This window comes from Salinicola lusitanus, assembly GCF_038648475.1.
In the GTDB taxonomy this organism is placed as follows: domain Bacteria; phylum Pseudomonadota; class Gammaproteobacteria; order Pseudomonadales; family Halomonadaceae; genus Salinicola; species Salinicola lusitanus.
The window spans coordinates 4,425,692-4,441,056 of the sequence record NZ_CP151919.1 but is presented as its reverse complement, the minus strand read 5'-3'; the positions used below and the strand labels follow the sequence as shown (position 1 = coordinate 4,441,056).

The following is a 15,365-nucleotide window of genomic DNA, read 5'->3' as shown; positions in this document are numbered from 1 at the left end:
GCGTTCTATATAAAGAACACCTTGACGTCAATCACGCTGCCGCTCGGCGGTTTTCGCAGCCGGGAGGCTGTCGCAGGCAGACAAGCGGGCGTGGCGCAATCGGAACACTGGGATTCGCTTTCGGTCGCCGAGGGGAGGGAGGCCGGGGATATGCTGCGCGGAACAATCGTTTTCGGGCTTCCGGTCAACTGCCGCGACGGCTGCCGAAGGCGCACAAAACCCAGGAGGATTTCCGCATGTCGACCTCATCCGTGCACGACGATGCCATCATCATCGACGGCCTGATCATTGCCAAATGGGACCGCGCCCTGTTCGAGGACATGCGCAAGGGCGGCCTGACCGCGGCCAACTGTACGGTGTCGGTATGGGAGGACTTCGAATCCACCGTCGACAACATCGTCGCCGTCAACCAGCTGATGCGCGACAACGCCGAGCTGGTGCGCCCGGTACACACCACTCGCGACATCGCCCGGGCCAAGGAGGAGGGCAAGACCGGCATCATCCTCGGTTTCCAGAACGCCTACGCCTTCGAGGACAAGCTGGGCTACATCGAGATCTTCAAGAAGCTCGGCGTGGGCATCACCCAGCTCTGCTACAACACCCAGAACCTGGTTGGTACCGGCTGCTACGAGCGCGACGGTGGCCTCTCCGGCTACGGCCGCGAGGTGATCGCGGAGATGAACCGGGTCGGCATGATGTGCGACCTCTCCCACGTCGGCTCGAAGACCTCGGAGGAAATCATCCTCGAGTCGAGCAAGCCGGTCTGCTACTCCCACTGCCTGCCCAGCGGGCTCAAGGAGCATCCGCGCAACAAGTCCGACGAGGAGCTCAAGTTCATCGCCGACCACGGCGGCTTCGTCGGGGTGACCATGTTCACGCCCTTCCTCAAGGCGGGCGTCAACGCCACCGTCGAGGATTACGTCGAGGCGATCGTCTACATCATGAACATCGTCGGCGAGGATGCCATCGGCATCGGTACCGACTTCACCCAGGGCCAGGACGAAGCCTTCTTCGAGTGGCTGACCCACGACAAGGGCTACGCCCGCCGCCTGACCCGCTTCGGCGAGATCATCAATCCCAAGGGCATCCGCACCATCGGCGAGTTTCCCAACCTGACCCAGGCGCTGCTGGACCACGGCCTGTCCGAGTCGGTGGTGCGCAAGATCATGGGCGAGAACTGGGTGCGGACGTTAAAGGATGTCTGGGGGGAATGATCGGCTACGAGCTTCGAGTCCCGAGCGATGAGCAGGTTCTCGAATCTCGCGGCGTTTGGCGCTCGATTAACGGCAATCCGCACAATCCTGCTCGTAGCTCGTAGCTCGTAGCTCGTAGCTCGTAGCTCGTAGCTCGTAGCTCGTAGCTCGTAGCTCTTAGCTCGTAGCTCGTAGCCAGAGAACAATTTTTGAGGTAATCGATATGACCCAGATGGCTCCCGAACTGCCGATCAACGTCGATAGCGACACCGGTGTCTGGACCACCGATGCGCTGCCGATGCTCTACGTGCCGCGCCACTTCTTCATCAACAACCACGTCGCCGTCGAGGAGGCGCTGGGGGTCGAGGCCTACGCCAGGATCCTCTACGACGCCGGCTACAAGTCCGCCTGGCACTGGTGCGAGAAGGAGGCCGAGCTGCACGGTCTCGAGGGCGTGGCGGTCTTCGAGCACTACATGAAACGGCTGTCGCAGCGCGGCTGGGGGCTGTTCATCACCGAAGCGATCGATCTCGACGCCGGCACCGCCAAGGTGCGGCTGGAGCACTCCTGCTTCGTCTACCAGTTGGGCAAGACCGGCAAGAAGGAAGAGTACATGTTCACCGGCTGGTTCGCCGGTGCCATGGACCAGATTCTAGAGGCCCGCGGCAGCAGCCTGCGGACCCGTGCCGAGCAGACCCAGAGCGGGGCCGAGGCGGGCTGCGAGGTCGGCTACTTCGTTGTGCGCCCTAAATAAAAACGCCGCTTGAGTGGCATTCGATAACGCATAGACCGTTGAGTGAGAGGTCGATACGAAAACTTGACGAGCGATGCTCAGACAAGGCGGACGGCAGCGACTCGACGCTGACCGTCATTGAAGAACGGCGGGCTGGATGAGTATGGCTCGCTGTCGTTCAACGCCGTGTGAGTGAGCGCTGGCGGTTTTCGTGCGAGCCCGAGGAGAGCGACATGGCGCATGAAGCACTATTCAAACCGATCCAGATCGGCAAGTTGACCATCCGCAATCGCGTGGTGAGCACCGCCCACGCCGAGGTCCACGCCACCGACGGCGGCATGACCACGGATCGCTACGTCAGATACTACGAAGAGAAGTCCAAGGGCGGTTGCGGGCTCTGCATCTGCGGCGGCTCCTCGCCGGTCTCCATCGACAGCCCGCAGCAGTGGTGGAGTTCGGTCAACGTCTCCACCGATCGCATCATTCCCTACTTCCAGAATCTTGCCGACGCCGTTCACAAGCATGGCGGCAAGATCATGATCCAGATCACTCATATGGGACGGCGCTCGCGCTGGGACGGCCACAACTGGTCGACCCTGCTGTCGCCTTCCGGCATTCGTGAGCCGGTCCACCGCGCCACCTGCAAGACCATCGAAGAGGAGGAGATCTGGCGCATCATCGGTGATTTCGCCCAGGGCGCGCGGCGGGTCAAGGAGGGCGGGCTGGACGGCTGCGAGCTCTCCGCGGTCCACCAGCACCTGATCGACCAGTTCTGGAGCCCACGCGTCAACAAGCGTACCGACCAGTGGGGCGGCAGCTTCGAGAATCGCATGCGCTTCGGCATGGAGGTGCTCAAGGCGGTGCGTGCCGAAGTCGGCGACGACTTCTGCGTCGGCATGCGTATCTGCGGCGACGAGTTCCATCCGGATGGCCTGTCCCATGACGACATGAAGCAGATCGCCGCCTACTACGATGCCACCGGCATGGTCGACTTCTTCGGCGTGATCGGCTCCGGCTGCGATACCCACGACACCCTCGCCAACGTTATCCCCAACATGTCCTACCCGCCGGAGCCGTTTCTGCACCTGGCCGCGGGGATCAAGGAGGTGGTCTCGGTTCCGGTCATCCACGCCCAGAACATCAAGGATCCGACCCAGGCCGAGCGCATCCTCGAGGGCGGCTACGTCGACCTGGTGGGAATGACCCGGGCGCATATCGCCGACCCCCACATCATCGCCAAGATCAAGGCGGGGCAGACCGACCAGATCCGCCAGTGCGTTGGCGCCAACTACTGCATCGACCGTCAGTACCAGGGGCTCGACGTGCTCTGCATCCAGAACGCGGCGACCTCGCGGGAGTACATGGGGCTGCCGCATATCATCGAGAAGAGTACCGGCCCCACGCGCAAGGTGGTGGTGGTCGGCGGCGGGCCCGGCGGCATGGAAGCGGCGCGGGTGGCGGCGGAGCGCGGCCACGACGTGACCCTGTTCGAGGCCGAACCGCAGCTCGGCGGCCAGATCACGCTGGCGGCCAAGGCACCGCAGCGCGACCAGATCGCCGGTATCACCCGCTGGTACGAGATGGAGCTGGCGCGCCTCGGCGTCGAGATCAAGCTCGAGAGCCGCGCCGACGACGCGATGATTCGCGACCTGCAGCCGGACGTGGTGGTGCTGGCCAACGGCGGCCATCCGTTCCTCGAGCAGGTGCCCGAGTGGGGCTACTCGGACAACCCTGACGAGACCCTGGTGGTCAGCAGCTGGGACATCCTCGGCGGCAAGGTCGAGCCGGGCAAGAACGTGCTGGTCTACGACACCATGTGCGAGTTCAGCGGCATGTCCACCGCCGACTATCTCGCCAGCAAGGGCGCCACGGTGGAGATCGTCACCGACGACACCAAGCCTGGCGTGGCGATCGGTGGCACCACCTTCCCGACCTACTATCGCAGCCTCTATCAGCAGTCGGTGGTGATGACCGGCGACCTGGGACTGCACAAGGTCTATCGCGAAGGTGACAAGCTGGTGGCACTGTTCGAGAACGAGTACACCGGCGAGCACGAGGAGCGGGTGGTCGACCAGGTCGTGATCGAGAACGGCGTGCGTCCGGACGAGTCGCTCTACTACGCGCTCAAGGAGCGTTCGCGCAACAAGGGGCAGATCGATCTCGAGGCGCTCTACGCGGCGACGGCGCAGCCGACCCTGGCCGAGAGCGGCGAGTTCGCGCTGTTCCGGCTGGGGGACTGCGTGGCGCAGCGCAATACGCATGCGGCGATCTATGATGCGCTCCGCCTCTGCAAGGATCTGTGAGGGGAACGGACTGCGCTCGACGATACGGCGTTGAATTACTCGTCGCCATGCTCATGGACAACCGCGTCCACTTTGCTGGCTCCTCACAATTCGCCTGGTCTCGTCCTCGCTCGTAGCCGTTCCATGTCGAAGGAGAGGCAGGGCATTGCTGGCGGCAAGTGTTGAAACGACCGACGTCAGCGACTTTTTTTGGAGAAGCACCATGTTGCAGACGCTACTCCCCATTCTGATCTTTGCCGCGCTGGCGGTGGGTGCGGCGGGCGCGGTGCGCCGCATCCGGCTGTGGCGCCAGGGCCAACGCACGCCGATGCGTTGGTATCGGCTCGTGCTGATGCCCAAGCGCTATCTCAACGACCTGCACCATGTGGTCGCCCGCGACAAGGCGATCGCCCACACCCACGTGGCCACCGCCGGGGGCTTCGTCGCCGCCATGGCGCTGGCGCTGGTGGTCCACGGCTTCGGCTGGCGCAACCCGATCCTCGGCGGGCTGCTGCTGGCGGCGAGCCTGTGCATGTTCATCGGCGCCCTGGCGGTCAACCGGCGGCGCATCGATCCGCCGGCCAAACTCTCCAAGGGGCCGTGGCAGCGGCTGTCGAAGAGCCTGCTGGCCTACTCGGTGGGCATGTTCCTGGTCAGCCTGCCGCTGGTGGGCGTGGCGCCGACCCTGCTGGGTGGCGGCGTGCTGGCCATCGTCCTGTCGGCCGTGCTGGTCTGGGGCCTGCTGGAGATGGTGGTCGGCATGGGCTGGGGCGGGCCGATGAAGCACGCCTTCGCCGGCTCCTTCCATCTGGCCTTCCATCGGCGCCCCGAGCGGTTCGACGACAATCACGCGGATGCCGGCCATGACGTTCATCGTGGCAGCCGCTCCACCGCACTCTTCCCGCTGGATCTCACGGCGAAGACGCTCGGCGTGGAGAAGCCCGCCGACTTCCAGTGGGAGCAGCTGCTCGGGTTCGACGCCTGCGTCCAGTGCGGCCGCTGCCAGAACGTCTGCCCGGCCTACGCCGCCGGGCAGCCGCTCAACCCCAAGAAGCTGATCCAGGACATGGTCGTGGGCATGGCCGGCGGCAGCGATGCTCGCTACGCCGGCTCCGGCTATCCCGGGATCGAGGTCGGCAAGCACCATGGCGGGCCGAATGCGCCGATCGTGCCGCAACTGGTCGAGGCCCAGACGCTGTGGGCCTGCACGACGTGTCGCGCCTGCGTCGAGGAGTGCCCGATGATGATCGAGCACGTCGACGCCATCGTCGACATGCGCCGCTTCATCACCCTGGAGAAGGGCGAGACCCCGGAGAAGGGCGCGGCGGCGATCGACAACCTGATCGCCACCGACAATCCCGGCGGGCTCGACAACGCCTCGCGCCTGGACTGGGCGGCGGATCTGGAGATGCCGCGTATCCAGGATCGCCCCGAAGGGGTCGACGTGCTGCTGTGGCTGGGCGACGGCGCCTTCGACATGCGCAACCAGCGCACCCTGCGCGCCCTGGTCAAGATCCTGCGCGCTGGTGGTGTGGACTTCGCCGTGCTGGGTGACGAAGAGCGCGACAGCGGCGACGTCGCCCGGCGCCTGGGCGACGAGGCGACCTTCCAGCGCCTCGCCGAGCGCAATATCGCCACGCTGTCGCGCTATCGCTTCCAGCGCATCGTCACCGCCGACCCGCACAGCTTCCACGTGCTGGGCCGTGAATACGGCGCCTTTGGCGGGGACTACCGGGTGCTCCACCACTCGACCTTCATCGCCGAGCTGTTCGATGGCGGTCGCATCAGCGTGGAAGCTCCGGCCCAGGCCGAGACCGTCACCTACCACGATCCCTGCTATCTGGGCCGCTACAACGGGGAATTCGCCGCGCCACGTCAGGTGCTCGCCGCCCTCGGGCTGGAAGTCGCCGAGATGGAGCGCTCAGGCTACCGCTCGCGCTGCTGCGGTGGAGGCGGCGGTGCCGCGCTCTCCGACGTGCCCGGCAAGGCGCGTATTCCCGACATGCGCATGGAGGATGTGCGCGAGACCGGGGCGACCACCGTCGCCGTGGCCTGCCCCCAGTGCACCGCGATGCTCGAGGGTGTGGTCGAGCCGCGCCCGCGCATTCTCGATATCGCCGAGATGGTCGCCGCCGCGCTGGTGGAGCCGGCCGCGGCATCGACCACGCGTACCAGCACCGAAGCGCCTGAGGAGGTCCCGGCATGAGTGTCAGACGAATCGACCCGCACGCCGAACGCGCCCGGCGCAATCGGCTGCACCCGCGCCATCATGAGTTCGCGCGTCCGGCCTGGCGCTGGACCAGCGCCGACGGGGTGACGCGCGTCAATCCCCATGCCCTTGGCGCCATCGGCCCCAACGGCGTCAAGCGCATCGACCGCAGCGGCGCCTCGGTGGAGGCGAACCCGGCGGCGGCTTCGACGAGCGCGGAACCGGCGCGGCGTCAGATCGTCCTCGATCAGCCGTTGGGCCATATCGTGGTCGTGCCGGAGCTGCCGGAAGGGCGGCTCAACGATCATGACCGAGACCTGTTCGGCCTCGCCCGTCAACTCGCCGACGGCCATGACCTGGCGGTGACGGCCGTGACTTTCCTCGGCGGTGTCGCCGGCTTCGAGGAGGCCGGCGCGGACCGCGTCGTCGATCTCTCCGCGAGAGCCGGTAGCGGTTACGACCCGGTATCGCGGCTGGCGGCGCTCGTCGATGTCGAAGCGGGACTGGCTCCCCGGCACTGGATCTTCGCCGATTCGCTGCCGGATGGCGGCGACCTGGGCCGGCGGCTGGCGGCGCGTCTCTCGAATCAGGGCGCGAACCATGGCGCGGGCGGTGCCCGCCCGGCGACCCGGGTCTGGCAGCTCAGCGAGGGCAAGACGCTCTCTCGGGCGGGGGATCGCCAGGACATCCTGCGCGACGTCGCCCGTGTGCTGCTGGCGCTGCCGGAGTGTGCCGAGCCGGTCAGCGAGACGCTCCACGAGGCTCGGCCGATCGATCTCGAAGCACTGGCTGAAACGCCTCGCCAGGCCGAGGTGACTACGGCGGCCGCCGGTATGGTCGACCGCGGCCGCGTCGCCGTCGACCCCCAGGAGATCCCGCTCGCCCAGGCACCGTTCATTCTCTCCGCCGGGCGCGGGGTGTCGGACTGGGAAGGCTATCACCACGCCGCCCGCGTGCTGGGCGCCAGCGAGGGTGCCTCCCGGGTGGCGGTGGACGACGGCTACATGCCGCGCCCGCGCCAGGTCGGTGCCACCGGCACCTTCGTCACCGCGAGCTGCTACGTCGCCGTGGGGATCTCCGGGGCGGTCCAGCACCTGCAGGGCATCGCCAAGTGCCAGCGTGTGATCGCGATCAACAACGACCCGAGCTGCGACATGGTCAAGCGTGCCGACCTGGCGCTGATCGCCGACGGCGACGCGGTGCTGGCGGCGGTCTGCAGGCGGCTCGGCCAGCCGCGAGAGCAAACCGGTTCGGATGGGTCGTGGACGGATGAGGAGTCTCGACATGCCGCAGCCTGAACCCCGAGACACCGCGAAAATGCCCCAGCGGGTGAAGACGGCGGCGCTGGTGTCGAGCGGCCGCCACCCGGTCTCAGGGCGCGCCGGGCGCGCCCGCGAGGACGCCCGCGCCGTCGAGATGGGGCTGTCTCTGGTCGGCGCCGACCTGTCGCTGGCCCACGCCGGCGACCCGGAACAGGCTTCGCTGCGGGAGTCCCTGCAAGGATATCTGGGGATGTATCACGGCCTCGACGATGACCGGGATGGGCAGCTGTCGCTCTTGCCGCTGGGTGAGGGCGGGGATGCGGTGCCGCTGCTGGCGGCGTGGCTCGAGCGCAGTGGCGTGAGACTGGCGTTGACCGGCCAGCGCGCCGAGTGCGGCGAAGGCTCGGGCATGGTCGGCTACCTGCTGGCCGAACGGCTGGGCTGGGCAATCGCCACCGGCGTCGCCGCCATCGAACATTGCGACGGGGAGCGCGTGACGGTGCTGCAGGCGCTACCCCAGGGCCAGCGTCGGCGACTCGAAGTCCGTCTGCCGTGTCTGATTGCGGTGGACGCTGTCGCCGAGGCGCCGCGTCAGAGCGCCTTCGGTCCGGCGCGACGCGGACGCATCGATATCGTCGACGATCTGCTGCCACCGGACGAGTCGCCCCTCGACGCCGACAGCGCGGACTGGCACTGGCAGCCGGCCCGCGCGCGACCCAAGCGCCTCAAGGTGGTGAAATCGACCAATGCGCGGGATCGTTTCAAGGCGGCCGCGGCCAAGTCCTCCGCGTCCGGTGGTCAGGTGCTGACCGACCTCTCGCCGGAGGAGGCCGCCGAGAAGCTGATCGATTATCTGCGGGCGGAGAAGATCCTCGCGCAGGACGATCAGTAGTCCATCAGCCGAGGCATCCGCTCCGATAGCCGCTGGCCGCCGAGCACGATGCGCGCCGGATCGACGGCGTGAAAGCGACCGTCGCGAAAGTGCTCGGCGTGGTGGGCGTCGAACGCGACCAGCGGTTTCAGGTCGGTACGCTTCGACTCGGGCAGCATCATCAGCGTCAGGTTGTCGAGAATCAGGTGGCTGCCGTCGTCCTTACGGTAGCGCAGTACCGCATGATAGGTCGGGGTGAGGGTGTCGTCGGCGGCGAGAAAATCCAGGCGTGACACCGGGGTGCCCGCCTGGATCAGGATCTGATACTTGGCGATGGCGAAGTCCTCGCAGTCGCCGTAGCCATCACGGACCAGGCGATCGAAGCCCTTCCAGGTATCCACCTTCTCGAACTGCTGGCGGGCGGCGTTATTGATCACGCGATTGACGAAAGCCAGCCGGTCCTCGCCCCGACGATGGCTGGCCTGGGCCACGAACTCCTCCCGGGTGAGTGTCACGGCCGTGGCGCCGGGATCGTCCCAGTAGGTAAAGGCAGCGGCGTGGGCCGTCGTCGGCAGTGCCGCAAACAGCAGACAGGCCAGGCGCCGAAGACGGGGGAAGGGAAAAGCGATCGCGGGCATGCGTCTCCATGAGTGGCACCGAACTTCGTGAAACCGACATGGCGACGTTTCGGGTATCGACGCAGCCTGTCACGATGCGATAGATAATAGAACATGCGGCCGGCCCGAGGGCCATGCCCTGGTCGCGACTTGCAAGGCAACATTGTCGAACGGAGGTGGATCATGATGATCGTCGATCTCATCGATGGCGAGGACTTTCGTCAACGGCTGGTCTCGCTGGGGGTGCGTATCCCCGAGGAGGCGTGCCCGGAGAGCTGCGCGCGGCTGGCGGCGGGATGTCATCGTGCGCGAGGCGTCGAGGGGCTGGAGCCCGCCATTCGCGATCTGATGCAGCACACCGATGTGATGCTGCCATCCGTTCGCGAAGCGATCGAACGTCATCTGCTGCCCCTCTTCGGTACTCCCTGAGGCCTTGGGCAACGCTGCATGTCGAAGCGGTGGCTCCGGTCGCGGCGATCGAGTCGAGCGGCGATGCCCTAGCGGTCCATCCGGTGTCGGATCCGACCCGTGGCGGCAACGGCAGCGGCGCCGTGGATTTCGAAGCGCAGTTCGATGCGCTCTTGCGGATCGTTTTTGACGAACCGGTGATCATGGAGTGCCTGCCGCCGACGCACGACTCCGTTTCGCCGGTGTCGAGCGAGGGCAACCGCCGCGTTCTGGAGGACGAACTCTCGCGCTCGCGGGAGATCTGGCGTGGCTACTCCTCCGCTCACCGTTGAGCGCTTCAGAGCCGCCGCAATCCCCACATGAAGTAGACGCCGCCGATCAACGCGGCGATCAGGCCCGCCGGCAGTTGATAGGGGAAAAACAGATTCCTGCCCAACCAATCGGCGGTCACCATGACCAGCATCCCCAGCAGACCGGCGCCGAGCATCTGATGCCTGGCGCCGTGGAATCCCATCAGGCGCGCCATGTGCGGGGCCATCAGGCCGACGAAGGAGAGTGGCCCGATGACCAGGGTCGCGGCGACGGTGAGCAGGGCGACCAATGCCAACAGCACCAGTCGGCTGCGATCCACGTCGACGCCGAGCGCCTTGGCGGTGGGCGCGCCCAACGGCAGCAGCGTCAGCCAGCGCTGCAGAGGTAGCGTCAGCGCCAGCAGGAGAAGGGCGATGGCCACGATCCAGCCGCTCGAAGTCAGGCTGGCATAGTAGGTCGACCCACCCAGCCACGAGAGCAACTGTTGCGCCCTGGGATCCTCGCTGGCCAGCACGATGGCGCGCATGGCGTCCAGCAGCGACGAGATGGCGATGCCGGTCAGCAGTAGCCGCTCCGGTGCGAAGCCACTGCGGCGGTTGCAGACGATCAGGACCAGTAGCGCTACCGTGGCCCCGCTGAAGCCCATGACCGAACCGCTCAGTGGCGCGATGCCGAGCGGCAGCAGCATCAGCGCGATCACGCCGATCGCGACGCCGGCACTGATGCCGAGGACCTCGGGACTGGCCATGGGGTTGCCGGTCATCCGCTGCAGCAGGGTGCCGGCGATGGCCAGCATCAGCCCCGCCGCCGCGGCCGTGGCCACTCGCGGCAACCGCCAGTCGACGATGAGCGACAGGTCACCCGTGCCTGCCACGCTGGGATAGAGGGTGTGGCTGTCGAGCATGAAGCCGACAAGCAGCGCCAGCGCGCAGGCAGCGACCGTCAAGCCCGCCAGCGCCCACAGGCGGAGGTGTGGCCGTGCCAGGCGTGGCATGGTCAGCCCCGTGCTGGGCGTCGGCCGTGATCCACCGACCCGCAGGCGCGGCAACAGCCACAGCAGCAGTGGGGCACCCAGCGCCGCCGTCATGGCGCCGGTCGGCAGTAACGAAGCAGTGAACGGAGACAGCTGTTGAACGGCGAGATCCGTCACCGCGAGCAGAAGAGCCCCCAGAATCATCGACCAGACGAGCCGTTGGGGTAGCGTGCGGGCGCCGGAGAGCCTTGCGATGGCCGGCGATGCGAGGCCGATGAAACCGATCAGGCCGATGGCGCTGACCACGCAGGCGGTCATGAATATCCCCAGGCCCAGGCCGGCGATGCGCAGCTTGCGCAGCGAGATCCCCAGACTCTTGGCGCCCTCTTCTTCGAGATCGAGCAGTGCCAGCGGCCGCAGCAGCAGCAGTGCCACCACCACCACGATACCCAGGCGCAGCAGCAGGAAACGGGTGTCGTGCCAGCTATCCTGGGCCAGTGCTCCCGATCCCCAGATGAACAGCCCCGACAGGCTCTCCTGGTGAAACAGCAGCAGTGCACTGTTGATCGCGCTGAAATAGAGGCCGACCACCATCCCGGAGAGCACCACCACCATCGGCGCCAGGCGTCGCTTCCAGGAGAGCGCGAAGACCAGCAGCATCGCCACGATGCCGCCGGCCAGAGCGATCCACTCCCTCCCGGCCAGCATCCAGCTCGGCGCCCACAGCGTCGCGACGACCAGCGCCAGCTGCGCACCGCTGGTGACGCCGAGCGTCGCCGGCGAGGCCAGTGGATTGCGCAACACCTGCTGCATCAGGCAACCCGCCAGGGCCAGGGCCGCTCCGCCCAGCAGCGCGACCAGCAGCCTCGGCACGAAGGTGTAATGCATCACGATCTGACGGATCTGGTCATCGTCGGGGGCAACGATGGATTGCCACCAGAACCCGGAAAGATCACCGAACCGGGTATGCAGGGTCGCAGCTGCCAGGCCGACCGCCAGCAGCAGCAGGGCGAGGGCGAACCAGGCGGGGGAGCGCCTGCGAAGCGTCACGGCGCCTGATCCTCGACGGAAGAGACGGTAGACGTATCGGCGGTGGGGGGCTGGGTGGCGACATCGACCAGCGAACGGGCCAAGCGCTGCAGCGAAATCAGGCCCCCGTAAGGCCAGACGGGGTCGATGAAGCTCACCCGCCCCGCGCGGACCGCCGGCAGGTGCTGCCAGATCTGATTGTCGCCCAGGGCCTCTTCGACGCCGCGGGGATAGGGCTTGATGACGACGATGCGCGCCTCTGGCCTCTCCGCGAGGCGATCGATCGGGATGCTGGCATAGCCCCAGGCATTGGTCGGGCCGGTCCAGGCATTGGTGAGGCCGGTGCGGGAGAACAGCGTGCCCACCATATTGCCCTGGCCGAATACGCGGACGTGCTGAGCATCGCTGAACTGCACCAGGTAGAGGGGTGTCTTCGCTCCTCGCAGGGCCCGAGCGGCGTGTGCGAGAACGGCATCGGTTTCGGCGATCAGGGCCTCGGCCTGCGGCTGCCGGCCGGTCAGTCTCGCGATCTCGCGAGTCATCGCCAGCGTCGCCTCGTAATAGGGCCGATCGGTGTAGAAGTTGTCGATCATCCTCACCGGCATCAGACGCTCCAGACGGGCGTTGTCGCGGGAGAACAGGGCGCTCGTCAGCAGCAGGTCGGGGGGATCCTGGGCCAGCAGCTCGAGGTTGGGCTCGTTGCGCAGACCCATGTCCAGCGTCGAATCGGGGATCGCTGGCGCCTTGACCCAGGCGTTGTAGTTGGGGATGTCCGATACCGCGTAGGGTTCGACGCCCAGGGCGACGAGGGTCTCGACGACGGTCCAGTTGGCGGCCGCGATTCGCGGCGGCTTCGAATCGGCGTCCGCCGGCGCGGTGCTCATCCCCAGCAGCACGGCAACCGCAAGTGCGAGGAGAGCGGGAAAAGAGCGAACACGCGGCAAAGTGACGGTTTCCTGGCGACGGGAACAAGTGGCACGGCGCTCATTCGGACAGCAACGCGGCGCCGGATGATGCGGCTACGGGCGGTGATGGTAGATCGAATGACAATCGTTATCAATAAAGAGCGGGGCTTGACGATTCGAGATTCTTGTACACATAAGAAGCGTTCTCATTTTCATTTTGTCGATGTGCGTATAGAATGCCGCGGAATATCTCTTTTCCTCAGACCGACGCGCGTCCCACCGGCTCTCGGTCCACTGCTTCTGTCGTCAGGCCAAAACAGGTTCAACAACATGACATCAGGGAACTCATCATCGGGAAATTGTCGCCAGGCCTATCGCCTGATGACATTCGTGACCATCAGCGCTGTACCACTGGCGTCACCTGCCTGGGCTCAGAGCAATGGCGATACGCAGGCATTGAATACGGTAACGGTGACGAGTACTGCGCCGACCTATGGCGATACGCCCCCGCCGGCTTTTGCCGGTGGCCAGATCGCCGCGGGTGGACGTGTCGGCCTGCTGGGTGAAAAGGATGCGATGGACATCCCCTTCAGCGTGACCAGCTACACCAGCGAATTGATCGAGAATCAGCAGTCGCAGACCCTGGGCGATACGCTGCAGAACGACGCTTCTGTCAGCGTGGGGCAGGGTTACGGCATCTACGGTGAAGCGTTCAAGATCCGCGGCTTCAATCTGACCGGCGACGATGTGGCCTACGGTGGCCTCTACGGCGTGCTGCCACGCCAGCTCATCAACAGCGACATTGCCGAACGGATAGAGGTGTTCAAGGGGGCCAGCGCCTTCACCTCCGGTATTCCCATCGGAGGCAACGGAGGCATCGGCGGCACCGTCAATATCGAGCCCAAGCACGCGGATAATGAGCCGATGCTAAAGCTCTCCAGCGGCTATCGTTCCGACAGCTACGGTGAGGTTGGTGTCGATGCGAGCCGGCGCTTCGGTGACCAGAAACAGTGGGGCGCGCGGGTCAGTGCGGTCCGTGGCCGCGGCGATACCGCCATCGATGACGAGAGCCAGCGCGACACCTCGGTCGTCGTCGGCCTCGACTATCGTGGCGAGCGTGGACGCGTGCTGTTCGATGTCGGTCACCAGAAATCGACGCTGGAGGGTGCTCGCTCGAGTCTCTACACCGGGGCGGCGACGGAAGTGCCCTCGGTGCCGGACGCCTCCTCGAACTACACGCCCGCCTTCGGGGGCTCCGAGCTCGAGACCAATTTCGGTATGGTGCGAGGGGAGTACGACCTGAACAATGATTGGACCGCTTTTGCGGCGCTCGGCGGGAACCGCACCATCGAGAATATCGTCTCGGCGAACCCGAGATTGACCGATGACAACGGCAACGCCAGCGTCAACGATTTCGAGACCGGCAACCACATCGATAACTTCGCCAGTCAGGCGGGTGTCCGCGGTTATGTCCTCACCGGCCCGGTGAGCCACGATGTGACCCTTGGCTACTCCAGCGCTTACCGCAAGTTCGATACGGACTGGAGCTTCCTGGCGGCGGGCACGACCAATATTTACGATCCCCAGGATCTGTCGCGACCAGAAGGCGACCCTTTTGTGGGAGGCAGCGTGACGCGAACCCGGTCTCAAGGTGTCACCTTGAGCGATACGCTCGGTTTCCTGAATGATCGGGTACTGCTGACCCTGGGCGCCCGCTATCAGGAGCTGGAAGTCGACGAGCGTCCCAACGATGGCGATAACAATCGTTATGCCGACCGCCGAGTCACTCCGGCGGTGGGCGTCGTATTCAAGGCGAATCCCAATATTTCGCTCTACGCCAACTATGTCGAAGCGCTGCAGGATGGGGGCACCGTCACCGATACCACGGCCTCGAACTATGGCGAGTATCTGGGCATCGCCCACGCCAAGCAGTATGAAGTGGGGACCAAGTTCGATTATGGCAACGTGGGCGGCGGCATCAGTCTGTTTCAGATCAAGCTACCGACGGCAGCCGTGGTCGATGGTGTCGGCAATCTCGATAACGAGCAGCGCAACCGAGGCCTCGAGCTCAGCCTTTACGGCGAACCCCTCGATGGTCTGCGCCTGTTCAGCAGCGCTACCTGGATCGATGCCGAACTGACCAAGACCCAGGACGGCACCGAGGGTAATGATGCGACAGGCGTGCCCGAGTATCGCTTCGTGCTGGGCAGCGAGTGGGATGTGCCACATGTCGATCGCCTCACTGCGACGGGGCGTGTCATTCATACCGGTTCGCAGTATGCCGATACCGCGAACAATCTCGAATTGGACCCGTGGACGCGACTTGACCTTGGCATGCGCTACACCATGCCGATCGGTGGCGCGGACTGGATTTGGCGTGCCGGTATCGACAACGTCACCGACGAGGATTACTGGGCCGGCGCTTCCACGGCCTTTGCCGGCTATCTGATCCAGGGTGAGCCGCGGACGTTCAAGCTGTCGGCGACGGTGGAGTTCTAGTTCGCGGATATCATGGCTATCAGCAAAAAGGCGCCTCCCAGGGGAGGCGCCTTTTTCATGGGTGGATGACCC

The 15,365-nt window shown here is 65.7% G+C and carries 12 protein-coding genes; 9 read left to right on the top strand and 3 right to left on the bottom strand.

From position 1 onward, the window contains the following. Positions 1 to 236 precede the first annotated feature (236 nt). The 6 genes from AAGT95_RS20005 (at position 237) to AAGT95_RS19980 (ending at position 8,571) form a co-directional block, all read left to right on the top strand. Positions 237 to 1,214: a dipeptidase gene (locus AAGT95_RS20005; protein WP_110598414.1), complete on the top strand. Its 978-nt coding sequence runs from the start codon at positions 237 to 239 to the stop codon at positions 1,212 to 1,214. Between the two features lie 202 nt (positions 1,215 to 1,416). After that, positions 1,417 to 1,947: a DUF5943 domain-containing protein gene (locus AAGT95_RS20000; RefSeq protein WP_342594917.1), complete on the top strand. Its 531-nt coding sequence runs from the start codon at positions 1,417 to 1,419 to the stop codon at positions 1,945 to 1,947. Between the two features lie 212 nt (positions 1,948 to 2,159). Further along, positions 2,160 to 4,229, top strand: coding sequence for a dimethylglycine demethylation protein DgcA (dgcA, locus tag AAGT95_RS19995; protein ID WP_342594916.1), 2,070 nt, complete (start codon positions 2,160 to 2,162; stop codon positions 4,227 to 4,229). 202 nt (positions 4,230 to 4,431) lie between these two features. After that, positions 4,432 to 6,414, top strand: a complete 1,983-nt coding sequence (locus AAGT95_RS19990) for a (Fe-S)-binding protein (protein ID WP_342594915.1) — start codon at positions 4,432 to 4,434, stop codon at positions 6,412 to 6,414. After that, on the top strand, positions 6,411 to 7,715 hold the full coding sequence (locus tag AAGT95_RS19985; RefSeq protein ID WP_342594914.1) for an electron transfer flavoprotein subunit alpha/FixB family protein: 1,305 nt from the start codon (positions 6,411 to 6,413) through the stop codon (positions 7,713 to 7,715). The genes AAGT95_RS19990 and AAGT95_RS19985 overlap by 4 nt, the downstream gene beginning before the upstream one ends. Then, entirely contained in the window at positions 7,702 to 8,571 is an 870-nt protein-coding gene (locus AAGT95_RS19980) for an electron transfer flavoprotein subunit beta (RefSeq protein WP_232822233.1), read from the top strand. The genes AAGT95_RS19985 and AAGT95_RS19980 overlap by 14 nt, the downstream gene beginning before the upstream one ends. On the opposite strand, the gene AAGT95_RS19975 is transcribed toward AAGT95_RS19980, so the two are convergent. Continuing rightward, positions 8,565 to 9,188 (bottom strand): transglutaminase-like cysteine peptidase, encoded by a 624-nt coding sequence (locus AAGT95_RS19975; protein WP_342594913.1) that lies wholly within the window; start codon positions 9,186 to 9,188, stop codon positions 8,565 to 8,567. The genes AAGT95_RS19980 and AAGT95_RS19975 overlap by 7 nt on opposite strands. A gap of 162 nt (positions 9,189 to 9,350) precedes the next feature. Here AAGT95_RS19975 and AAGT95_RS19970 point away from each other — a divergent pair, with 162 nt between their 5' ends. Both AAGT95_RS19970 and AAGT95_RS19965 read left to right on the top strand, forming a co-directional pair. Beyond that, positions 9,351 to 9,596, top strand: a complete 246-nt coding sequence (locus tag AAGT95_RS19970) for a hypothetical protein (protein ID WP_342594912.1) — start codon at positions 9,351 to 9,353, stop codon at positions 9,594 to 9,596. An 83-nt stretch (positions 9,597 to 9,679) separates the two neighbouring features. Then, entirely contained in the window at positions 9,680 to 9,907 is a 228-nt protein-coding gene (locus tag AAGT95_RS19965; RefSeq protein ID WP_342594911.1) for a hypothetical protein, read from the top strand. A gap of 5 nt (positions 9,908 to 9,912) precedes the next feature. Here AAGT95_RS19965 and fhuB read toward each other — a convergent pair whose 3' ends face one another. After that, entirely contained in the window at positions 9,913 to 11,910 is a 1,998-nt protein-coding gene (gene fhuB, locus AAGT95_RS19960) for a Fe(3+)-hydroxamate ABC transporter permease FhuB (RefSeq protein ID WP_342594910.1), read from the bottom strand. Further along, positions 11,907 to 12,833, bottom strand: coding sequence for an ABC transporter substrate-binding protein (locus tag AAGT95_RS19955; RefSeq protein ID WP_342594909.1), 927 nt, complete (start codon positions 12,831 to 12,833; stop codon positions 11,907 to 11,909). Before AAGT95_RS19955 ends, fhuB begins: the two co-directional genes overlap by 4 nt. A 342-nt stretch (positions 12,834 to 13,175) precedes the next feature. On the opposite strand from AAGT95_RS19955, the gene AAGT95_RS19950 reads away from it, so the two are divergent. Continuing rightward, positions 13,176 to 15,293, top strand: coding sequence for a TonB-dependent siderophore receptor (locus AAGT95_RS19950; RefSeq protein WP_342594908.1), 2,118 nt, complete (start codon positions 13,176 to 13,178; stop codon positions 15,291 to 15,293). The last annotated feature ends 72 nt before the right edge of the window (positions 15,294 to 15,365 follow it).